This window comes from Foetidibacter luteolus (assembly GCF_009650435.1).
GTDB classification, from domain to species: Bacteria; Bacteroidota; Bacteroidia; order Chitinophagales; family Chitinophagaceae; genus Foetidibacter; species Foetidibacter luteolus.
In genome coordinates, this window is record NZ_VVIP01000052.1 from 49,344 (window position 1) to 70,536 (window position 21,193).

A 21,193-nucleotide genomic window follows, 5' to 3' on the forward strand; every position below is an offset into this window, starting at 1 on the left:
CAGGCGGGTTACACGGCAATTTGCCGGCGGTTTATTTAATGCTGATCATGAAATTATTAAAATATGCCGTGCTGCTGGCTGCTGGCCTACAGTTAATGGCCTGTTCAGTCCGGCAACGGGTAGCAAGGCAGGCGCAACAATCGTTATTAAGTACGCCCGAACTACAGTCTGCGCATGTAGGGATATATATAGCAGAGGCGGAATCTGGCAGGGCTGTCTACCGCCACAACAGCAGCAGGTATTTTATTCCTGCAAGCAATACCAAGCTCTTTACCTGCTACGCCGGCATGAAGTACCTGGAAGATAGCCTGGTCTCGTCCTTTATACGAGAAACGGATTCATCGCTGGATTTTATACCTAACGGGGATCCCACCTTTCTGCACCCTGATTTTCACTTTCAGCCTTTGTACCATTACCTGCAAAAAGCAGCAAGAAAACGCATAACTTTTATAGCCCCTTCCATTTCCGGCAAAAATGGGCTGCAGGAAAAATTGTTTGCAGCTAATCCGCTCGGAAAAGGCTGGGCGTGGGACGATTATATGTACGCCTACATGGCGGAAAGAAGCCTGATGCCCATATATGGTAACACGGTACAGTTTAGTTTTAATGCTGCAAACAGCAACATAGCCAGCCTGCCTTCTTTTTTTAGCAATTATTCTACAGACTGGCGTGGGTGGGATACCGTACCTCCTGGAACCCGCAAAGGTTTTTTCTTAAGAAGAAGTTGGGGAACCAACAATTTTACCCTGGAGCCACATGGAGATACAGCGGCTACAAATCTTACCTTTTCAACATCAGATGATAGATTCATAACCGCTTTACTGCAGGACACCCTGCATGTTGCACATATTGCTTACAGGCAGGGTTTGCAGGAGAGTCTGGCAGGCTATCACAAAATTTATTCCCAGCCAACCGATTCTATGCTGGCGATTATGATGCACCGCAGCGACAACTTTTTCGCGGAGCAAACGTTGCTGATGGTAGCCAAAGAAAAGTTGGGTATAATGAGGGACAGGCAGGTGATTGATACACTGCTTAAAACGGATTTTAAGGACATACCGCAACCAGTCCAATGGGTAGATGGCAGCGGGCTTAGCCGTTATAATCTTTTTACGCCGGAAGATATAGTTTACCTGCTGCGCAAAATGCAACATGATTTTGCCTGGCAACGCATTACAGCCATTTTACCCACAGGCGGTACTGGAACAATAAGCGCCTACTACAAAAACCTTAGGGGCCGCATTTTTGCGAAAACCGGAACGCTAAGTAACAATGTTGCCCTCAGCGGTTACCTTGTTACCAATAAAAACAAAACCCTCGTTTTTTCCATATTGGTTAATAACCATAATGCAAGTGTTGGCAACATACGCCGGCATATCGAATCTTTTTTAACAAAGTTGGCCAATGAAAAATGAGGAGTATTGAATATTGAGCAAGGAACAAGGAATGCTGAATGAAGAACGCAATGCCCCTACTCACGGAAAAAAATATTGAACAAGGAACAAGGAATGTTGAATGGTGAACGCAATGCCCCCACTCACCACTCACGATTCACCACTCACGAAAAAAATATCGAACAAGGAACAAGGAATGTTGAATGGTGAACGCAATGCCCCCACTGACTATTCACTACTCACCACTCACCATTCACCACTCACGGTCAACAAGCCGCCTCAAAGAACCGGACGTACAAGTGAGTGACACAACGAAGCCGCCACAAGGTACTGTCGCCCGTAACATAAATATTGTTTGCCTCAAAGGCCGCAGGCATTTGCTGTCTTAAATTAATTAGCATTTGTTCAACGCGTTTTGTACATTGTTGGCCTAAAAATCTAACGTATGCTTGAAAATTTATTTAACCTGGTAAAACAATATGCCGGGGATGCCATCACTAACAATCCATCTATCCCCAACGAAAGAAACGACGAAGCTGTTTCCGGTGCGGCAGATTCTATTGCCGGTGGCCTGCAAGGGGCGCTGGCCAACGGAAATATCAAAGACATTCTAAGCATGTTCAGCGGCAACCAGGATGTATCTCAGAACAATGTAACCCAAAATATACAGGGCGGATTTATTGATAACCTGGTAGGAAAGTTTGGGCTTGACCGTAGCCAGGCCGGCGGTATCGCGGCCAGCCTTATACCTATGGTGCTGCAAAACCTGGTTAGCAAAACCAACGACCCAAACGACAACAGCTTTGACCTGCAGGGAATTTTAAACAATTTTTCCGGCGGAAAAACTTCGGGCTTTGATATAAGCGGATTAATGAATAAATTTAAGGGCGGCGCTTTTGACCGCGACGGAGATGGCGATACAGACCTGCAGGATGTGGCCGCTATGTTGAAAGGTGGTGGCGTACCCGGCGGTGGTGTAATGGATGCTGTAAAAGGGTTGTTTAACTAAGTTTAATGTTTCCCTCTAAATAAAAGGTGAAGCTTTTTGCTTCGCCTTTTTTTATTGGTATTAAACGGGGAATTGTGAACAGTATGGATAATGTTGTTATGCTTTTACCAGGGCGCAGCGTAAAGACAGTTGCCATACCTGCAGCGCATACACTTTTACCTGTGCCATTATCGTAGAAAAGCTAAACCGTACAGGCGTGCCGGGTTGGCTGGCTTTTTGGTGGCAGGTGTGCTTAAAATATTCAATACTGGTATGGCCGGGGTGGGGTATGCCGTTAACCAAAGCGCCATTAACATCATGTTCCTGCAAGGCTGTTAATTTGCCCAGGGCATTCCACGTGGCTGTAAGCTGGTGCAGGGTAAAACCGCCGGAAGCCGTAACATTGGAGTATGCGGATGCGGCCAGCCTTTTGCACATTAGCAGGCCGTTGTTGCCCATGCGGTAAATGGCAGCGGCGCCACAACCACTTATAAGAATGCTGCCGGTTTTAAAGCGTAATATGGCAAAGGCTTTGGATATATTGTCGGCGGTAAGTCCGCTGCCCAGTTGCAGGCCGTTTTCGTTACAGGGGCAATGTACCTGCAGTTGGTGGGTCCAGCCCGGTGCAAAAGACAGGCACTGCTGCTCAATTTGTGCCGCCAGTTCATGTAGTTTACGAAAAATATTGTCTGAAGGGCCAACTGTCATTACAAGGTCAGCTTTAATGTTTGGGGCGGGAACCCTGGTGTCGTGTAGAAGGATGGTAGCCATTGGATGATTGATTTGGACATACCAAAAATACTCTGGCAGGGTAGGGCCAATCAATAGCAAAAAGGCTTATTATGGCCTCATAAATTTACAGGTAGCGCTAAGAAATATAAACGGGCGGCTGTAGAATAACTACTACAGCAGGCTAGTATTGGTGGGCTTCAGAAAGGTAGGGCTCGGCATAGTCAATAATTTTTTCGCTGCTAAGTTGGTTAAGCCGGTCTTTAATTTTAAGGTAGTTGGTATCGGCAGCAATCTCCATGGCAAAATACCGGTCATGAATTGATTCAGACCCGCAGCCAAGGTCAAGGAAAATGGTCCTTATGTCGTCAATTTCAATTTTATCGTCCAGTATAGCCACCCAAACGGTAGAGTTGCCAGACCGTTCAATTGTTTCCCGGTAGGTAAGCATTTCTTCTTTGTCGTCGTATTCCGCAAACACTATGTCATCGCTGGCCAGCCCCGGAAAATAAAACGGTATGCTGTCAATGCGGTAGTAGCCAAGCCCCTCTTCTTCAGGCAGGGCCCAAAGTGTTTCTGTCACATCCTGTTCCATAATGTCGCTGTAAAACCTGAAGAGTATTTTTACTTCTTCGTTATTATCCGTTGCCATAAAATGAAAGTAGCGCATTTAAAATGCCGGGGGCATTTTTGTGGCTTATTTTTTATGGTCCCGGCAGTGGGAACATGAATTGAACATCGTTGCGTCGCACTCTTGTGCGGTTGTTTCGTTATGCGGCTTTTCAGCCCGGGTAGGGTAACCTAAAGCAGGTTCAGTCAATAATAGACAACATAAAAAATCCCTCACGTAAATTTCAAAGCAAAAGTTATGTAGCTTTAAACGCTTTAAAATAACCCGTAACTATCATTGGGTTACTTTGTGTAAGCAACACTAAAGAACAAACCGCTAAGACTGTATCATTCTATAACCTAAAAATTTGTTTGCAACCGTATGAATCGCAGGAAATTCATTAAAAACACTTCGCTTGCCACCGGCAGTTTATTAATAATGGATGGCCTTTTTGCCAGGCAGCAGGGTAAAACCTATGGTTACAACAACATGCAGTACACACTGGATACTACCTGGAGCAAGGCCGATACCACGAAATTCCCGGTAAACGACTGTCATGAAATGGTGCAGGATAAGCATGGCCGCATAATACTGCTAACAAACGAAACAAAAAATAACATACTCGTTTACGATACAAAGGGCAAGTTGCTTAAAACCTGGGGACATGAGTTTCCGGGGGCGCATGGCCTGACCCTGCACAGCGAAAACGGCACAGAATACCTGTACATTACCGATACTGATAAGCACCAGGTGTACAAAACCAACATGGATGGTAAAATACTGCTGACTATTGATGCCCCGCTGGATGCCAATGGCATTTACAAAGAAGCCAAAGCTTTTGTACCAACAGAAACAATTGTAGATGATAACGGCGACATCTTTATAGCAGATGGCTATGGCTCTCAGTATGTGTTACAGTATGATAGCAAGGGAAAGTTAAAGAATTACTTTGCCGGCCGCGGCGAAGGCGATGAACACCTGGATAACGCCCACGGCATCACCTTCGACAGGCGGGGTGGCAGCAATACCCTGCTGGTAACGGACCGTACCCGCAACTGCTTTAAGCGCTTCACCAAAGAAGGCAAGCTGCTGGAAGTAATTAAGCTGCCCGGCGCATGTGTTTGCCGCCCTGTTATTCACGGGGATTACCTGTACGCGGCCGTATTACGCTCACCGGATTTAAATGCGGAAGGTTCAGGTTTTGTTACCATACTGGATAAGGACAACAAAGTAATAAGCAACATTGGTGGCAGCCAGCCGGTTTACACAGATGGCCAGTTGCAGCCTATGGCGCAAACAGATAAAATATTTGTGCACCCCCATGATGTATGTGTGGATAGTGATGAAAATTTATACGTGGCGCAGTGGGCCTCAGGCAAAGTGTACCCATACAAACTGAAAAGGGTATAGTTAGCTGCTATTCAATATTTAGTTATCGGTTTATCTCTTTTGTCAGCATTTCTGCATGAAAAAATCACCCTCATTTCATGAAGTTTAAAAACATTCTTGCCGCCTCCTTAATTCCCTTTAATACCTTATTGCTGTTCTTTCTGTTGGTGGAAGGCAGGCTGGATGTACCGGCCTGGTTACAGGTGTTTGGCCGTATGCACCCGCTGGTGCTGCATTTTCCCATTGTGCTTATTTTGCTCTATGCGGCTATGTTGCTGGTAACACCGGCGCAATACAAAAAAGAGCATTGGTTTCAGTCCGGTATAGAATGGATGTTGCTGTTTGCCTCGGTAACATCGGCGGTTACGGCGCTAATGGGTCTGCTGCTCTCCCGGGAGCCTGGCTACGATGCTGATGCTATTGCCCTGCATAAGTATACAGGTATACTAACTTCCCTGTTGTTGTTTATTATGTACAGCAGCCGTAAATGGCTGGCCACACGGGCCTCAATGGCAGGTGTGTTGGTGGTTGTAACAGCAGGTATAGTTATATGGGCCGGGCACCTGGGTGGTAATATAACCCATGGCGAAAATTTTGTACTGCTGCCGGTAACGCCCGATAACACAAAGCCGCCTGTTGCTTTGGAAGATGCTGTATTGTATGCAGACCTGGTAGAGCCTGTTTTCCAGGCTAAGTGTATGGGTTGCCACAACAACAGCAAAGCAAAGGGAGAACTGGTAATGGACACCAAAGAACTGTTGCTGAAAGGCGGCAAAAATGGCAAGCTCTGGGATACCACCAAGCCAGACCTCGGCCTGCTGATGCACCGCATACACCTGCCGCTGGAAGAAAAGGAACACATGCCACCAAAAGGCAAGCCACAGTTAACGGAAGAAGAAACAGCCATCATTTACGCATGGATAAAGGGCGGCGCTGCTTTTGATAAACGTGTAATAGAACTACCCGTTACCGATACCTTGAGGGTGCTTGCATCCAAGGTGTTAAAGCAATCCACCGAAGAGCAATACAGTTTTGCTTCGGCGGATGAAAAGCAAATTCAAAAACTTAGCAACAACAACAGGGTAATTACGCCGCTTTCGCTGGTTTCGCCGGCATTGGTGGTTAACTTTTACAACAAGCCGTTTTACAATATCCAACAACTGGAAGACCTGAAGCCCCTGGCCGAACAGATAGTGGAGCTTAACCTGGATAATATGCCCGTAAAAGACGAAGACCTGAAAGTTATCGGCAGCTTTAAAAATCTCAGGAAACTCAACCTCAACTTTACCGGTATTACGGGCGCCACCCTTGGCGAATTGAAAAACCTGCAGTTCTTAAAAAGCCTTTCTTTATCAGGTACTGCTGTAAAGCCTTCGCATATCACTGTACTCACGGGCTTACCCAAACTAAGAACGGTATATTTATGGAATACACCCGTGTTGCCTGCCGATGCGGCGGAACTGGAAAAGCAAAACAAAAACATTGCTTATCAAACAGGCTTTAAGGGGGCAGATACCATGATACTTAAGCTAACGCCCCCCATCTTGCAAAACGAAGAACAGGTTATTACCACAAGCACCCCGCTTAAGTTAAAACATTACATCAACGGGGCCATCATACGTTATACGTTCGATGGCAGTGAGCCCGACAGTATTTCCTCTCCCATTTACAAAAGCGGCGTTAGCATAGATTCTGAGCTTACTGTAAAAACTAAAGCGTTTAAACCCGGCTGGATAAGCAGCGATGTAGTGCAGCAACATTTTTTCAAAAGCGGCTTTAAGCCGGATAGTGCCGTACTGCTTACAGCAAGCGATTCCAGGTACAGCGCAACAGGCGCCAAAACACTTATTGACCTTGAAAAGAGCGAGCTTAATTTTTCCGCCGGCAAGTGGCTGGGCTTTCAGCAAAATGCCATGGAGGCCAAACTGTTTTACAGTAAGCCGGTTACCGCCCAAACGGTTACACTAAGCTTGCTGCAAAACATAGGCCCATCCATTATGCCGCCTTACAAAGTAACGGTAATGGGCAGTACCGACGATAAGAACTGGGCAACGCTTGCCACTGTATTACCAAAGCAGCCGGGTAAAGATGATACCAACGAAGAAAACCTGGCTATCGTGTGCCGCTTTAAGCCGGTACAGGTAAAGTATATAAAGTTGCTGGTACAACCTGTGGCCTCCCTGCCTGCCTGGCACCAGAACAAGGGTGCCAAGGGCTGGGTGTTTATAGACGAGGTATTTGTAAATTAATGGCAGCCTGCGGCCGGCCATTAGAAGCATCTTTATGTACCCGGCAGCAGGAACAGGTATTAGGCTTCCGTTGCGTCGCACTCTTCTGCGCCTTGTCCGCTATGCGGCTTTTCCCACATGATAGCCTTGTTTCTGCCGCCTCCGGCGCCAGAAATTTTGCCGGACAACCTGCCAATTGCCACTCTGCGGAATGAGAGTTTCACGTTATCCAAAAAGCCAGTACAAAGAAAGAACTGCGAAGTACCGGGATGATGTACATATTTCATAAAACAGCTCACATATTATAGGTAGTTCGTACCTCAATTGTTCTTTGCACTTACACAGCAAAAAAACCGCAAACATTAAACACTCAACATAATGTGCTATCTGGGCTTCAATCCTTAATTTTGCGCCCTCAAACCCTGCCCGGCAGGGAGTTTTGACAGCAATAAACAAAGGAGCAAGCATGATCAGCGCCAGAAACATAACCCTCGCTTATGGCAAGCGGGTGTTGTTTGATGAAGTAAACCTGAATTTTGTTAAAGGCAACTGTTACGGCGTAATTGGCGCTAACGGTGCCGGTAAATCTACCTTCCTTAAAATTTTAAGCGGCGAAATAGAACCCAATAAGGGAAACGTGGAAATTACGCCGGGTGAACGTATGGCCGTTTTAAAACAGAACCAGTTCGAGTTTGATGAAAATACTGTTTTGAATACCGTTCTTATAGGTCACAAACATTTATGGGACGTAATGCATGAGCGGGAAAAAATTTACGCCAAAGAAGATTTTACTGAAGAAGACGGCATGCGTGCCGCCGAACTGGAGGGGGAATTTGGTGAGATGGGCGGTTATGAGGCAGAAAGCGATGCCGGTACCCTGCTTAGCAGCCTGGGTATTGATGACAGCCTGCACCAAAGCCTGATGAAAGATATACCCAGCAACATGAAAGTGCGTGTGCTGCTGGCACAGGCATTGTTTGGCAACCCGGATATACTGCTGCTGGATGAGCCCACCAACGGCCTGGATATTGAAACCATCGGCTGGCTGGAAAACTTCTTGGCCGATTACCAGAATATTGTACTGGTGGTTAGCCACGACCGTCACTTTCTGGATGCGGTTTGTACCCACGTTGCCGATGTTGATAAACGGAAAATAAAAATATACACCGGTAACTATACCTTCTGGTACGAAAGCTCTCAACTGGTAGCCCGCCAGTTAACAGATAAGAACAAGAGAACGGAGGAAAAACGCCAGGCATTGCTTGATTTTATTGCCCGCTTCAGCGCCAACGCATCCAAATCCAAGCAGGCCACATCCCGTAAGAAGGCCCTGGAAAAATTAACTATCGAAGAAATAGAACCCAGCAACCGCCGTTATCCCGGCATTATCTTCCAGCCCCTGCGTGAAGTGGGCAACCAGATACTTAATGTTGAAAACCTTAGCAAAAAGGTAGATGGCAGGCCGTTATTCGATAAAGTAAGCTTCAGCATAAACAAGGGCGAAAAAATTGCCATCTTAAGCAAAGACCCGTTAGCTGTTACCAGCTTTTTTGAAATAATCAATGGTAATGCTGTGGCAGATGCCGGGAAGTTTGAATGGGGTACCACCATTACCAAAGCCTACCTGCCGGTAGAAAACAGCGAATTTTTTAAAGAGGGCCTAACCCTTATTGAATGGCTGCGCCAGTTTGTGCCTTCGCATGTAACAGATGCGGATGAGCCATTCCTGCGCGGGTTCCTGGGCAAAATGCTGTTTAGCGGCGATGATATTGTTAAGAAAACAAACGTGCTGAGTGGTGGCGAAAAAGTTCGCTGCATGATTAGCCGCATGATGTTACAGAACCCTAACCTTATTGTTCTTGACCAGCCAACCAACCACCTTGACCTGGAGAGCATCCAGGCGTTCAACGATGGCTGCCAGGTGTTTCCGGGTATTGTGTTGCTTACATCGCATGACCATACTTTTATGCAAACAGTGGCCACCCGTATTATAGAGCTTACGCCTAAAGGCATTATAGACCGCCTGATGACGTTTGATGAATACCTGGAAGATGCACGGGTAAAACAACTGAGACAGGAAATGTATTAATATGCGCAATTGCCAGCTTTAAGCATGGCATAGATGGATGAATATATATAAAGCGCCTGCTGTTACAAACGGCAGGCGCTTTTTTGTTTGCTTCTAAGATGCTGTCCGAATTCAGTTTTGAAGATTTTGCATAAACCTGGAGCCGCCATTATAACTGAAAGATGAAGTGCTTGCGACGCAATCCCGAAGTTTCGGGACCATGAAAAACCGCTGCTGGTATTTGAATGAATTGTCTTTAGAAAACTTATATCCGATTGAATAACGGTAAACCCGGATACTGTAAAAAGCAAAGGAGAAGCATAAAAATACTCCTCCTTCTAATTTATTAACCCCCGTTAATATGATGGAAAGATAAGCTATTTATTATTACTGCGAAGTAATTGTAAACAGCACGTTTATATAAATGCTCCACGCCTATTAGTATTAAGCCCTTAAAACCTTATAGCCAGGCCGTTGGCACTGCAAACGGTATGGCTAAATGTAAACCTTTGCATTACATTTTTATGGGTAATTATCAACAAGTTAGTTATTCCTGTTATATGCGGTAAAGCATGCCCAACCGGCTGTCTTTTATATGTACGTACGTTATTATTAAAGGATATTTTTAGTTTTTTTTAATCCATTTAAAACTGCTTCGTTAAATTTTTACTGCCCTCTGGCGGTTAATAACAGTATTTATTATTTTGTTCGTTCCCCCCGTGCATTAGTTAACCTTTAATTCAATAACCATGTATACCAGGAAAACGCTTGCAAGTATTGCATTTTTCTTGATTTGCTTTACAGCTAATGCCCAGCTTTGCAATCGGCCATTTAAAATTGTAGTGATGGGTTCATCTACCGTATTAGGTATAGGCGCTGAACCCAGGGATAGTGGCTGGGCCCGAAAGTTCAATTTTTATGTAAAAGCAATTAACCCGGGTGCTTCAGTCACCATTCTTTCAAGGTACAGCACCTATATGGTGCAACCTACAGGCTATGTTCCACCTTTGGGCAGGCCTGCTCCGGAGCCTGATTACAACATCACCAAAGCTTTGTCATTACAACCGGATGCGATAATTATCAACTTCCCCTCAAATGATGAAGTGGAAAACTATACCCAGCAGGAACGCCAGGATAATATAAGGCGGCTTACGGATGCAGCGGATAACGCTAATGTACCTGTTTGGGTGGCTACCCCGCAACCGCGTAACTATTTTACTGCGGAGAAAGTGGCTAACCAGTATACCATGATTGCCTGGACCAATAATACCTATGGAACAAAAGCGGTGGATTTTTTCACTGGTTTGGGATCATCAAAGGATAGCATAGCTTACACCTACAATAGCGGGGATGGCGTGCACATGAACAATGCCGGACATGATGTGCTTTTTCAAAGGATACTGGCAGAAGAAATTCTTGATTCTGTTTGTATCCGCAACGGCTCAACCCCGCCACCGGCAGGCCCGCCTGAGGCTCTTGTTGACTCCAGCCTTGTACCTGCCTACAATGATTCTTTAAACCTGGGCAATAGCGCTAAACAGTGGCAAAACCTTTACCTGGGCAACAGCCTTTATTTACAGGATAAGCCGGTATTATCTCTTGGGGGCCTTAATAGTTTCTTTACCGGTCCGGATGCAGGCAGCGCTGCCTCCACCGGTAGTGCCAATACGGCTGCGGGTTATGAAGCGCTTAATGTGCTTGGTACCGGTAACAACAATACTTCTGTGGGCTTTCGCTCTTTGTATAATAATAACAGCGGCAGCAATAATACGGCAATTGGTTACAATGCCCTCTTAAGTAACAGGGGGGCCGCCAACAATACAGCCCTGGGTTACAATGCAGGTTCACTGTATACGGGCAATTCTTACAATTTGTTCCTTGGGGCAAACACACAGGCTTCAGGAACAGGCATCAGTTATTCATCAGCTATTGGGTATGGCGCGGTAATTAACGCCAGTAACAAAATGCAATTGGGCACTTCCGCCACTACGATTGCCACATCGGGTGGGGTAACCATTGTAAGCGACGGCAGGTTTAAAGACAACATTAAGGATAATGATGTGCCCGGGCTTGATTTTGTTAAGCAGTTGCACCCGGTTACTTATAATATGAACTATACCAGGCTGGAAAATTTTCTTCGCAGCAAAAACCCTGGTGAAGCAATGCAATTAACAACGGCTTATACTGCTGCGCTTGCAGAAAAAAGCAGGCAGCGGCAGGCAGGTTTTATAGCCCAGGAAATTGAGGAATTGTGTAAGAAAAAGGGCTACACTTTTAATGCTGTGTATGCGCCACAGAATGAGAATGATAATTATGCCATTGATTACAGCCGGCTGGTGGTGCCGCTGGTAAAAGCTGTGCAAGAGCTGTCGGCAGCAAATGAAAAGTTAAGTGAACGCATTACCCGTCTCGAAGCTGCATTGGAATCAGCTAATTATCATACAGCAATAGCCACAACCGCCACACTTGAGCAGAATATACCCAATCCTTTTAAAGAGGTTACAACCATCAGTTATCACCTGCCCCAAAAATATACTTCCGCTAAAATATTTGTGTACGATGCTGATGGAAAAACACGGCAGCAAATAAACGTAAATGGCTATGGCGCAGGCAACCTTAAGCTGGATGCTTCTTCTATGCCCGCAGGCGCTTACAGTTATGCACTTGTGGTTAATGGAAAACTGGCAGGCGCTAAAAAAATGCTGGTGATAAAGTAGGCAACTAAAGATGTTCTATGTAAAATACGAGATGTACGTACTTGCTTTAGAGGGCAAGCTGTGTAAGTGGCCGGACAAAACTGCTCATCCTCCGGCACAAGGTCCAGGCGTAATACCTCACCGGGGTATCCGCTGCAATCCCTCACCCTAAAGTGTAACACGCTGCTAATCAGTATCATTAAGTTAAGCAATAGACGTCAGGTTGAGCTTGTCGAAACCGTTTTATAGGCCTTACTTTTTAGGCATACGCCTTCGACAGGGTCAGGCTGACATCCTTAACTAAATTACATTGGCGTTAAGCCTGCGGTGAACTGTGCTTAAGGATAGTGAGTTTTTTACAGGCCCTTATTTTTCTCTTTGTAGTCGAGATACTCTTCAATAAGGCAATCGGTGTTTAAAATGGCATAGATAACAAGTAGTAATAGGCTTAAAAGCTGTACGGGAGGTGTGCTTACCGGGCCAATACTTATGGAATTTGTCCTGATGATTGCTGTAACAGCAATGATATTAAATGTTGCCAGCAAAAGATATACGCCCAATAAAATTCTTGCCGCTTTTAAGCGCTTAAACAAAAAGAAACTCACAACTGTAAAAAGCGCAAGACCAATATAATGTCGCCAGGTTGGGGAATAAAAACCAGCTATGAAATTGTACCAGCAATAGGCTAATACAGCGGAAATGATAATGTATGGTATGAGAAGCCTTAAGTTGTTTTTTTGTCATTTGAAGATCAACTTTACTATTTCAGGTTCCAGCCCCGGTTACTCAAAAATAGCTTACAGGAAGCACAAAAGGCTGTTTCTTCGTCCAGGGGGTTGCCGCCTTCCGCATCCCGCATAAAGCAGGTTTTTACAGAACAATGGGGCAGCCCCTGCGTATGCCCCAATTCATGCACGGCCAGCTTATACAACTGGCTGTGCATCTTAGGTTTGGAAACCCGGAAAGCAGATACCACACAGGCATGCCCCGGCAGGTAACCCAGGCCCATTATGCCCCAGTCTGCTTTGCCGTTTTTGGTGGTACTTATGTCTTTGGTGGTAAGGCCAATCAATACCGTATCTGCATTGCCAAATGCACTAAGCCATCGTATCAGCGAATCTGCCCTGTACCTGTGGCGTGGCGCATAATAGGCACTGGCCGGAAGGGCTACAGGCTTGCGGAGGATGGCGCCGGGGCAAACAAGCTGAAGTTGCCGGTAAACCGCTTGTGCCTGGCCTGGTGAAAAATCAGTGAAAGGTTGTATAACCACAACCCGCTTTTTATGTACGGTTACATGCCGGCAGGCAGGTACTAAAAGCAGGAAGAACAAGCCGTATAAAGCATGGCTAAGGCGTAAGTTGCCAGGTTTGGTTGAAACTATTTTCATAACGGATAATTGCTAAGGCTGTAACAAGCCTTATTAAAACTAAAAAAGCTGACATTTGTTGTTCACCATCTATGAAATTCATTCTACTGCCATATTTTTTCCTGTTTACCGGCATGGTGGCCTGCCAGGGACAAACCGGCGTTAAGCCCGGGGGTGCCAAGGACTCGGGTTATGTAAAAGGCCCCGCATCCGCAGGTGGCACCGGCAAGTTTTACCTGGGCCGCGAAATAGCTAAAGTTATGGGCGCATCAGGCTCTGCCTGGCTTGACAGGGAAAGCCGGCCGGATGAAGAGAATACCCAACTATCTATTGACAAAATTAATGTAGGGGATTCCGGCGTTATTGCAGACATTGGAGCAGGCACAGGCTATTATACCTTTCAGCTTTCGCCAAAAGTGCCGCAGGGCAAAGTATACGCGGTAGAAATACAGAACGAGCTGATAGATGAACTAAAGAAACGCAGCCGGCAAAAAGGGGCAACCAATGTTGAGGTTATAAAGGGCAGTGAATTTTCTCCCAACCTGCCGGAGAACAGTGTGGATCTGGCCATTATGGTAGATGTGTACCATGAGCTTGAGTACCCGAGGGAAATGTTGCAGGCCATTAAAAAGTCATTGCGCAAAAAAGGCAGGCTGCTGCTGATTGAGTACCGTGGGGAAGATGATGCCGTACGTATAAAACGCCTGCATAAAACCACTGTTGCCCAACTGACAAAAGAATTAGCCGCCAACGGCTTTACCCTTGCTTACCGCGGCGATTTTTTGCGCATACAGCATTTTTTACTATTTGAGAAAGCTGAATAAACCTGCCCGCAAAAGCAACAGCCTGTTACACTTTCCGGTGAGGGATTGAAGCGGATACCCCGCTGAAGCCTTCGCAGCCCGGCTTTGTGGCGGAGTATGAGCGGAAAGCCCGGCCCGAGGTACGAGGGACACCCCCCATGTGCGAAATTTGAAGTACGAAGTACTTACTTATGTTAGATGTTTGATGTGGGATGTACGATGTAAACAAGTACGAAATTTGAAGTACGAAGTACCTGTAATATGTTAGGTGGATGATGTACGATGTAAACAAGTACGATTTACGAAGTAACTGTAATATGTAAGTGTTAGATGTGGGATGTAATCAAGTACATGTAGGGCTAAATGGATGATAAGTAAAAATGCAGCTTGAAAACTTAGCCTTTAATAAACAACCTTGCACCCTGGTTTGTGGAGGCTACCGGCATATCCGGCCCATGTTTGGTACGCAATTGTTTCAGTTTTCTGATAACATGCTTAATCATTTGGCCATCCTTAAATTTAAGCTGCCGGTATTGCTCCAGTATCAGTTCATAAATTTCGATAGCAGCCATAAACTCTCCATTGTCTTCGCAATGCTGCGCCTCTTTGAACAATTGGTAAACCGGCCTGTCTTTACGGTAGCTGAATAGGAACAAAACCACTACCAGCAGCAGCAATACAGGAACAAGAATATGCATCAACTCAACCTTAGCCATAGTAATTAAACACGGCGGTAAAAATAGTGCTAAGGCTGTAATAAGTTTTTTTTTGTTTTCAAAACATATATGTATATACCTGTAATTACCGGGCGGAGGCAAAAAAGCTGTAATGGCTGTTGATATCCGGAACTTCTGACAGCAAAAAGTTGCGTAACTGGTTGGCTTTTACTTCTTCTTCTGGCGTGCAGGCATTAATGACGGGGGAGATGGTATCGGGATAAATCTTATAGGTATGTACTTCCCCTTCGTAGGCAGGGCTGGTAAAAACGTGCACCTGGTTGGTGTCTTTATTAATCTTGTAGGTTACAGAAAAATCTTTGTTCCTGAAGTTCCATTTGCTTTTAATGTGCATCATAGTGTTTGCAGTTGTATAATTTGTTTAGGTAGTTTTTACGGTTTTAAAATAAAAGGGGCTTGCATGGAAATGCGGCCCCGTTTTTAATCCAATATCCTATGAAAAACCTGCAGAGGTATTTTCAACTGTTGTGCCAGACATAAACAAACTGGCAGCCAATGATTTACAGAGATAAATAAATGCCATGTTTTTCATAAGTGGAAAGGATTGTCTAAAATTGAGACAACAGGTAGTTAACCTGGGTTGTTGACGCTGCTGAAAGCCTTATAAATCATCGGTTTAAGGTTTAATTAAATTGGCCTCGCTGTTTGCAAACAATGCGGCCGAAGGTTATATTTGTAAGCATGAGCAATCCTTAAATCCGTAGTATGGAATTCCTTAAAAAATTATTCGGCTGGGGTAACGCCGCCATAGAGAACACCAAACTTAACTACCTGCTTGATACCTGGCAGCAGTATCCATCTGACATTAATTACAATGCTGTTATGCTGGAATTACTGGCCGGAAATTCTTTTTTGCTTTTACCTTCTGCCCAAAATGATGGCCCTGCCGGCTGGCAAACGAGTGAAACCGGTACTATGCTGCAGCTTTCTTCGCTGTTTTTGCTGGATGGCATTAAAGCCCTGGGCGCTTTTACCACAGAACAATCGCTTATTGCCTGGTCTGCAAATAAAAAGGCCCCTTATACTGTTATGCGGGCGCAGGATGTATTTACCGTGTGCCAGCAAAATGATATCAGCAGGCTGGTAATTAACAGCGGGCAACCCACCATGTTTGTGCTTGACAGAAATAACAGTACCCCCGGCTACGCCAAGCAGGCCCAGCCCACCAAAGTGTTGATAGGCACACCGGTAACGCCGCTTTCGCCAGGTATTATTCAAAAACTTATTGATGCTTTTAACAGCAATCAAAATGTTAGCGAAGCGTACCAGTACGGGCAGTTTAAAAATGATAAACCCGGCATTGTAATCGGAATAAAACTTATAGATAATTCCCCCCTGGCCAAAGCTGCCGCTTTAAGCATGCTGCAAAGCGTGCTGCAGGAACAACCCGTAGCACCCAACCTGGAAGTTACCATACTGGAAACAGAAGAATGGCTGGCAAGTGTTAGAAAAGTAGAGAGTGCCCTGTTCTACAAAAAGCCATAGCCAACTATAACTTATTAAAACTTGCTCTAAACTGTCCTTCGCCTGTACACGGCAAACGTCAAAACTTTATTTTTGGCCTGTAAACACACCAAACCTTTAGAGAATATGTTTTTCGGCGGCAATTACTTTTATTATCTAACAATTGGGTTGCAGGCAATTTGCGTTATACACTGTCTTAAAAAAGGCACCCAGAACAAATGGATATGGCTAATTGTTTTCCTGCCCGTTATAGGCTCCCTGGCTTATATTTTTATGGAAATGTTCAGCGGCAACGAGCTTAAGAATGTGCAATCCGGCATTGGATCGGTAATTAACCCGGGCGGCAGGGTAAAAAAACTGGAAGAGCAACTGCGCTTTTCTGATACGTTCAATAACCGTGTAATGCTGGCCGATGCTTACCTGCAAACCGGTAACACCAACCGGGCCATAGAGTTGTACGAAAGCAGCCTTACCGGCGCCTTTACCGAAAACGAGCATGTGCTTACCCAACTTATACTGGCTTATGCAGAAGTGCAGCGATACAACGATATTCTGAAAATTTATAAAAAAGTACATAACCTGCCACAGTTTGCCCGTTCAAAAGCGCACATGTTGTATGCCATAGCACTGGAAAAAACAGGCAACAGCCAGCAGGCCGAAAAAGAGTTTATTTTCATGAAGGGCCGTTATGCTTACTTTGAGCAGCGTTACGAGTACGGCATGTTCCTGCAGCGTGCAGGGCGCACAGATGAAGCCCGTAACCTGTTTAAGGAAATGCTGGACGAGGCCCCTCACCTTAGTGCCAGAGAAAGAAAATACAATTACCAGTGGTTTTCTAAAGTGAGGGAAGAATTAAGAAAAATGCAGGCAGCCTGACGGCTGTATAAAAAGACATTTTGGTAACCAGCAACAGTATTTCATGGCATCGCCTGTTGTGTCACTCACTTGTACGTCCGGTTTTTCATGGCGGCTTTTTCCACCATGTAGCATCCCACAATTACCCCTGCTTAAGTAAACGTGAGTTTTGGGCTGATATTCAGATATATAAAAATAAAAATCAGATAGGGTATTCATTTAACTGCATCATTAAGTTTAGCATGCCTTGTACAAGAACATTCTACTGTTGACATAACAGTAGTACAAGAGCTTAATCAGGGCGAATGGAAGAAACGTGCTGTATATCGTTTCTTCCTTGACTTTTTTTGTTACTTTTTTGTGTCAAGACAAAAAAGTAAGTAAGGGTATTCAATATAGGTATGTGCGATACCCAAAACTTACGTTATTTAGCTTTTTCTACCACTTCTTCGGCCAGGCCAAAACTTAGCGTCATGCCTGCGCCGCCAAGGCCGTTAACAATGGTAACACCCTGTTCCGGGCTGTGCACAAAATCTGTTTGGCCATCTGTTTTTTTAGGGTAAATGCCATGCCAGCTTTGCGCTATGGTCCAGTCTTTAAACACCGCAAATTTTTTAAGGTAATCAACAATTAACTGGTTAATAAATTGCTTGTCAAACGGGTCAAAAACCTGGGCATACTCATGGCTGTCACCAATGGTTAGCTCGCCCTCGGCATTTTGAGATACCATAACATGAATGCCCCATTTAATATAGTCTGGCAGTGTTTTTTTGAAATGGTCTTTTAACTGCGGCAAAGAAACCGCGGCTTCAAAACCTTTGTAGTGTATAAGCGATAAGCCGCCACAAAGTGAAGGGCCAATGCGCCAGCCATTGGGTTGCGCAGTAATACGCATCATCTGCAGTTTACACTTGGTAAAAAAGTTGGCTGCAAAAATTTCGGGGTACAGCGTTTCAAAATCTGCACCGTTGCAAACATATATTTCGTCGGCGTTGTACACTGCCCCGGCAGCGGTAACGGCTGGATGCCGGATAGCTGTTACGGCTTTTCCAAAATGAAAAACAACACCATATTTTTCCGTTAAGTAGGCCGGTATTTTTTCAATAGCCACCCTTGCTTCCACAATCATTTCATCGGCGCTCCACAAAGCGCCCAGCAGGCCATTGCTGTTAACAGCTCCAGACTTTTTAACCGCTTCCGCAGGGCTGATGGCTGCTACACTACGTGTGGGTCGATAGGCTTCAGCAAATTCATTGATGACCTGCCACTCCAGCGGGTGGTGGGCAAGGTGAAGGCTGCCCACTTCGTTGTACCAAAGCCCGGCGCCATCGCATACCTGTTTCCAGATGCTTTTGCTGCGCAATGCCCTGTCATATAAGTATCCGTTTGGCTGGCCAATGGGCCATACCATTCCAAAATTGCGGATAGAGGCACTAACAGCTTTTTCATTTCTTTCAAAAACTGTTACCTTGTAACCCCTCTCGGCAAGGCTTTTTGATACTGCCAGGCCCACAATACCGGCCCCGATAACAATCGCTTTTTTTTCAGGCATAAGTTGTTTGTTGTGTTAATTGCATAGATGAATATTTTTTCCTGAACCAGGCTGCCGCTACTGCGGTACCGGCAATACCCACGATGCAAATAATGATAATCGCGGTTGAAAAAAAACTTGTCCACGACAGGCCGGTACCTATTTGTTTTTTAAGAAACAGGAACAATACGCTGCCGAGATAACCAAATGAATCTGCGATGTAAATAATAAAGCCCACATTGCTTTTTACCTTGTAACTGGCAATCATTCTTTCAAAGTATAAAGCGTTAAAAGGAACGTAACTTAAGTAAAGCCCGGTGCCAATAGCTGTCATCCATAAAACCGGGCTGATGGATTTGTTTAAGAACAGAAGGGTAGATACCAGCGCCAAAGCATAGCCACCCATGATAATGTAGTGGTTAATTAAAAAAGCTTTCATGTTGTTCTTAACCAGGATGAGCAGGCTCATACAAAACAGCACAATCAGGGATACCGGTATTTCAGTAGTAGTAAAAATGGCGGCCTGGTTACCAAAGCCAAGTTCTGTCCATAGTTCGTTGGCAAAGTTGTCTCTGAAATCCCGTAAAATGGTTAACAAAACATAGGTGGTAACAATAATAACAATGCCTGGCAAGAAAATAGAAAGAAAATTCTTACGGTCGCTGGCTGTCATAGGATGGCGTATGCCCCGGTTTTGAATATCTTTTGCTGAAGGCAGCGGTGTATGGTTAAGCAACCAGGTACAAACCACCAGCGGAACAACAAATAAAGCGCCGGCAACAAATGGCATCCACGATTCTGATATGTGCCAGTTTAAAACTATTGATTTACCAATACTTTTGGCCACGCCCGATGAAAAAATGAAGTTAACACACAGTACCGCGCCGATAAACTCTGTAGCCCTGCGGCCTTCTACATAGCCGAATACAAGGCCCCATATTATACCTAACGGAAAGCCATTCATTACAAAAAACAGGATGTTGTACGGCGCTGGTGTAACAGCAAACAGCAACAGCGATGCCCAGCTTGCCAGGATGAGTTTTAGGATAGACGCTGCCCTCTTTTCCCCTTTCATGCCGGCAATTAATTTAATACCATAGAACTTGCCCAGCATATAGCCGATTGTTTGCGCCGATACCAGCCATATCTTATAATCATCGCCAAGAAAATGCATGCCTGTAAAACCTGCTGCTGAAAAAGGCTTCCGGTAAATGTACATGCAGAAGTATACTGCAAAAGAGCAGAGGGCAGCATATACAGATATCAGCCAGGGAGGCATACTATCCAGTTTTCGTTGGAGGCGGTTTGATTTTGTCATGTGTTGAGTAGTGAATGATGAATTTTGCATCAATGACGTTTGGTTAAGAAACCAATGTCAGGTTGAGCTTGTCGAAACCGGTTTATAACTTTTGCTTTTCATGCATGCGCCTTCGATTCCGAAGTTTCGGAACTTGGGCTGACATCTTTACTAACGATATTGAATTGTCAATGCTCAATAATATTCTCTGAGACCAGCATTTCCTTTAGCTTAACATAACCCATATACAAAATCAGTTTTCCAGGATGTTTATTAATTCTTCCAAATCATCAATGATAAAAGATGGTTCATAGGGTTCAAGCTCCTGCCGGGTAAAGGCGCCGGTGGTAACCGCAATAGAATATAGGCAACCTGCATTTTTACCTTCATTTACATCTACCTCTGTATCGCCGAGCTTTATTACTTTTTTGCTGTCTTCAATGCCGGCTTCTTTCATCATCTTCTGTATCATGAATGGTTGCGGCCTGCCGGCAGGTACTTCGTCGCTGGATACTACATAGTCTATCTTGCCATCGGCCAGCCAGCCCAGCCTGCTGATAATAACATTGGTTATTTCTGTTGAAAAGCCTGTATCAAGCCCGATTTTTATGTTGTTCTTTTTCAGGTAATCAAATACTTCTTCCGCATGTGGCATGGGCTGCAACTGCTCTGTGGTTTTGTAGTGCTCTACCATCAGGTAAAGAAAGCGATCGTGTATGCTGTTGATGTACGCTGCATTGATGGCTGCAATATCGCTTTCATATTCTTCCAGCATAAGCCTGATGGCTTCGGGCTTTTTATAACCCATCAGCGGGTTAATTTTTTCAACAGGTATATTGTAACCGTTTTCGGCCATTGCCTTTTGAAAGGCAATGGCAATTTCACCATGGTCTTTTACAGTAGTACCGGCTATATCGAAGACTACTAACTGGATGTCATGCTTCATGTATGTTGGTTTTGCTGAAACGTATTTTAAAAATTTTTGGAACAATAAATTCTGGCTACAATTCGCGTTATAGAAAGCTAAAACGCTGTTTT

19 protein-coding genes are annotated in these 21,193 nt (G+C 44.9%); 9 read left to right on the top strand and 10 right to left on the bottom strand.

Annotated features, from left to right (window positions below; all coding sequences use genetic code 11):
* The first annotated feature begins 47 nt into the window (after nt 1-47).
* On the top strand, nt 48-1,415 hold the full coding sequence (locus tag F0364_RS16395) for a D-alanyl-D-alanine carboxypeptidase/D-alanyl-D-alanine-endopeptidase (RefSeq protein WP_207632723.1): 1,368 nt from the start codon (nt 48-50) through the stop codon (nt 1,413-1,415).
* Between the two features lie 424 nt (nt 1,416-1,839).
* A complete protein-coding gene (locus F0364_RS16400; RefSeq protein WP_153798889.1) occupies nt 1,840-2,403 on the top strand; it encodes a DUF937 domain-containing protein in 564 nt (187 codons plus the stop codon).
* A 96-nt stretch (nt 2,404-2,499) separates the two neighbouring features.
* Here the strand turns inward: F0364_RS16400 and F0364_RS16405 are convergent, their stop codons facing one another.
* Together F0364_RS16405 and F0364_RS16410 are read right to left on the bottom strand one after the other, a co-directional pair.
* Nucleotides 2,500-3,153 (bottom strand): hypothetical protein, encoded by a 654-nt coding sequence (locus F0364_RS16405; protein WP_153798890.1) that lies wholly within the window; start codon nt 3,151-3,153, stop codon nt 2,500-2,502.
* Between the two features lie 142 nt (nt 3,154-3,295).
* Complete coding sequence (locus F0364_RS16410; protein WP_207632724.1) at nt 3,296-3,763, bottom strand: DUF4265 domain-containing protein; 468 nt, start codon at nt 3,761-3,763, stop codon at nt 3,296-3,298.
* Between the two features lie 339 nt (nt 3,764-4,102).
* On the opposite strand from F0364_RS16410, the gene F0364_RS16415 reads away from it, so the two are divergent.
* Together F0364_RS16415 and F0364_RS16420 are read left to right on the top strand one after the other, a co-directional pair.
* A complete protein-coding gene (locus tag F0364_RS16415) occupies nt 4,103-5,131 on the top strand; it encodes an NHL repeat-containing protein (protein WP_153798892.1) in 1,029 nt (342 codons plus the stop codon).
* 77 nt (nt 5,132-5,208) lie between these two features.
* A complete protein-coding gene (locus F0364_RS16420; protein WP_153798893.1) occupies nt 5,209-7,359 on the top strand; it encodes an FN3 associated domain-containing protein in 2,151 nt (716 codons plus the stop codon).
* A 59-nt stretch (nt 7,360-7,418) separates the two neighbouring features.
* Here F0364_RS16420 and F0364_RS16425 read toward each other — a convergent pair whose 3' ends face one another.
* Nucleotides 7,419-7,625, bottom strand: a complete 207-nt coding sequence (locus tag F0364_RS16425) for a hypothetical protein (RefSeq protein ID WP_153798894.1) — start codon at nt 7,623-7,625, stop codon at nt 7,419-7,421.
* Between the two features lie 179 nt (nt 7,626-7,804).
* Here F0364_RS16425 and F0364_RS16430 point away from each other — a divergent pair, with 179 nt between their 5' ends.
* Together F0364_RS16430 and F0364_RS16435 are read left to right on the top strand one after the other, a co-directional pair.
* A complete protein-coding gene (locus tag F0364_RS16430) occupies nt 7,805-9,427 on the top strand; it encodes an ABC-F family ATP-binding cassette domain-containing protein (RefSeq protein ID WP_153798895.1) in 1,623 nt (540 codons plus the stop codon).
* A gap of 824 nt (nt 9,428-10,251) precedes the next feature.
* Entirely contained in the window at nt 10,252-12,123 is a 1,872-nt protein-coding gene (locus F0364_RS16435; protein ID WP_207632725.1) for a tail fiber domain-containing protein, read from the top strand.
* A gap of 335 nt (nt 12,124-12,458) precedes the next feature.
* Here the strand turns inward: F0364_RS16435 and F0364_RS16440 are convergent, their stop codons facing one another.
* Nucleotides 12,459-12,695: a hypothetical protein gene (locus F0364_RS16440; RefSeq protein WP_153798897.1), complete on the bottom strand. Its 237-nt coding sequence runs from the start codon at nt 12,693-12,695 to the stop codon at nt 12,459-12,461.
* 167 nt (nt 12,696-12,862) lie between these two features.
* Complete coding sequence (locus F0364_RS16445) at nt 12,863-13,489, bottom strand: Zn-dependent protease (protein ID WP_153798898.1); 627 nt, start codon at nt 13,487-13,489, stop codon at nt 12,863-12,865.
* Nucleotides 13,490-13,560: 71 nt separating this feature from the next.
* Between F0364_RS16445 and F0364_RS16450 the strand changes: the two genes are divergently transcribed.
* Complete coding sequence (locus F0364_RS16450) at nt 13,561-14,292, top strand: class I SAM-dependent methyltransferase (protein WP_153798899.1); 732 nt, start codon at nt 13,561-13,563, stop codon at nt 14,290-14,292.
* 374 nt (nt 14,293-14,666) lie between these two features.
* On the opposite strand, the gene F0364_RS16455 is transcribed toward F0364_RS16450, so the two are convergent.
* Together F0364_RS16455 and F0364_RS16460 are read right to left on the bottom strand one after the other, a co-directional pair.
* Nucleotides 14,667-14,987 (bottom strand): hypothetical protein, encoded by a 321-nt coding sequence (locus F0364_RS16455; protein ID WP_153798900.1) that lies wholly within the window; start codon nt 14,985-14,987, stop codon nt 14,667-14,669.
* Nucleotides 14,988-15,072: 85 nt separating this feature from the next.
* Nucleotides 15,073-15,345, bottom strand: coding sequence for a hypothetical protein (locus F0364_RS16460; RefSeq protein WP_153798901.1), 273 nt, complete (start codon nt 15,343-15,345; stop codon nt 15,073-15,075).
* 368 nt (nt 15,346-15,713) lie between these two features.
* Here F0364_RS16460 and F0364_RS16465 point away from each other — a divergent pair, with 368 nt between their 5' ends.
* Together F0364_RS16465 and F0364_RS16470 are read left to right on the top strand one after the other, a co-directional pair.
* Entirely contained in the window at nt 15,714-16,493 is a 780-nt protein-coding gene (locus F0364_RS16465; protein WP_153798902.1) for an SseB family protein, read from the top strand.
* A 72-nt stretch (nt 16,494-16,565) separates the two neighbouring features.
* Nucleotides 16,566-17,348 carry a PLDc N-terminal domain-containing protein gene (locus F0364_RS16470; RefSeq protein WP_235921132.1) on the top strand — a complete coding sequence of 261 codons (783 nt, stop codon included), beginning with the start codon at nt 16,566-16,568 and terminating at the stop codon, nt 17,346-17,348.
* A 403-nt stretch (nt 17,349-17,751) separates the two neighbouring features.
* Here F0364_RS16470 and F0364_RS16475 read toward each other — a convergent pair whose 3' ends face one another.
* The 3 genes from F0364_RS16475 to F0364_RS16485 all read right to left on the bottom strand — a co-directional run bounded on the left by F0364_RS16475 (nt 17,752) and on the right by F0364_RS16485 (nt 21,101).
* Nucleotides 17,752-18,879, bottom strand: coding sequence for a TIGR03364 family FAD-dependent oxidoreductase (locus tag F0364_RS16475; RefSeq protein ID WP_153798903.1), 1,128 nt, complete (start codon nt 18,877-18,879; stop codon nt 17,752-17,754).
* The gene (locus tag F0364_RS16480) at nt 18,872-20,137 is read right to left on the bottom strand and encodes a DUF5690 family protein (protein WP_153798904.1); all 1,266 of its coding nucleotides are present in this window, start codon (nt 20,135-20,137) and stop codon (nt 18,872-18,874) included. Before F0364_RS16480 ends, F0364_RS16475 begins: the two co-directional genes overlap by 8 nt.
* A 271-nt stretch (nt 20,138-20,408) precedes the next feature.
* Nucleotides 20,409-21,101: an HAD-IA family hydrolase gene (locus F0364_RS16485; protein WP_153798905.1), complete on the bottom strand. Its 693-nt coding sequence runs from the start codon at nt 21,099-21,101 to the stop codon at nt 20,409-20,411.
* Nucleotides 21,102-21,193 lie beyond the last annotated feature (92 nt).

What these genes read in the sequence shown, in the direction of transcription:
- F0364_RS16400 (WP_153798889.1), top strand. Translation starts at nt 1,840, where the DNA reads ATGCTTGAAAATTTATTTAACCTGGTAAAACAATATGCCGGGGATGCC.
- F0364_RS16420 (WP_153798893.1), top strand. Translation starts at nt 5,209, where the DNA reads ATGAAGTTTAAAAACATTCTTGCCGCCTCCTTAATTCCCTTTAATACC.
- F0364_RS16450 (WP_153798899.1), top strand. Translation starts at nt 13,561, where the DNA reads ATGAAATTCATTCTACTGCCATATTTTTTCCTGTTTACCGGCATGGTG.
- F0364_RS16405 (WP_153798890.1), bottom strand. Translation starts at nt 3,153, where the DNA reads ATGGCTACCATCCTTCTACACGACACCAGGGTTCCCGCCCCAAACATT.
- F0364_RS16455 (WP_153798900.1), bottom strand. Translation starts at nt 14,987, where the DNA reads ATGGCTAAGGTTGAGTTGATGCATATTCTTGTTCCTGTATTGCTGCTG.
- F0364_RS16465 (WP_153798902.1), top strand. Translation starts at nt 15,714, where the DNA reads ATGGAATTCCTTAAAAAATTATTCGGCTGGGGTAACGCCGCCATAGAG.
- F0364_RS16410 (WP_207632724.1), bottom strand. Translation starts at nt 3,763, where the DNA reads ATGGCAACGGATAATAACGAAGAAGTAAAAATACTCTTCAGGTTTTAC.
- F0364_RS16485 (WP_153798905.1), bottom strand. Translation starts at nt 21,101, where the DNA reads ATGAAGCATGACATCCAGTTAGTAGTCTTCGATATAGCCGGTACTACT.
- F0364_RS16395 (WP_207632723.1), top strand. Translation starts at nt 48, where the DNA reads ATGAAATTATTAAAATATGCCGTGCTGCTGGCTGCTGGCCTACAGTTA.
- F0364_RS16475 (WP_153798903.1), bottom strand. Translation starts at nt 18,879, where the DNA reads ATGCCTGAAAAAAAAGCGATTGTTATCGGGGCCGGTATTGTGGGCCTG.
- F0364_RS16415 (WP_153798892.1), top strand. Translation starts at nt 4,103, where the DNA reads ATGAATCGCAGGAAATTCATTAAAAACACTTCGCTTGCCACCGGCAGT.
- F0364_RS16425 (WP_153798894.1), bottom strand. Translation starts at nt 7,625, where the DNA reads ATGAAATATGTACATCATCCCGGTACTTCGCAGTTCTTTCTTTGTACT.
- F0364_RS16445 (WP_153798898.1), bottom strand. Translation starts at nt 13,489, where the DNA reads ATGAAAATAGTTTCAACCAAACCTGGCAACTTACGCCTTAGCCATGCT.
- F0364_RS16480 (WP_153798904.1), bottom strand. Translation starts at nt 20,137, where the DNA reads ATGCCTCCCTGGCTGATATCTGTATATGCTGCCCTCTGCTCTTTTGCA.
- F0364_RS16460 (WP_153798901.1), bottom strand. Translation starts at nt 15,345, where the DNA reads ATGATGCACATTAAAAGCAAATGGAACTTCAGGAACAAAGATTTTTCT.
- F0364_RS16435 (WP_207632725.1), top strand. Translation starts at nt 10,252, where the DNA reads ATGGGTTCATCTACCGTATTAGGTATAGGCGCTGAACCCAGGGATAGT.
- F0364_RS16430 (WP_153798895.1), top strand. Translation starts at nt 7,805, where the DNA reads ATGATCAGCGCCAGAAACATAACCCTCGCTTATGGCAAGCGGGTGTTG.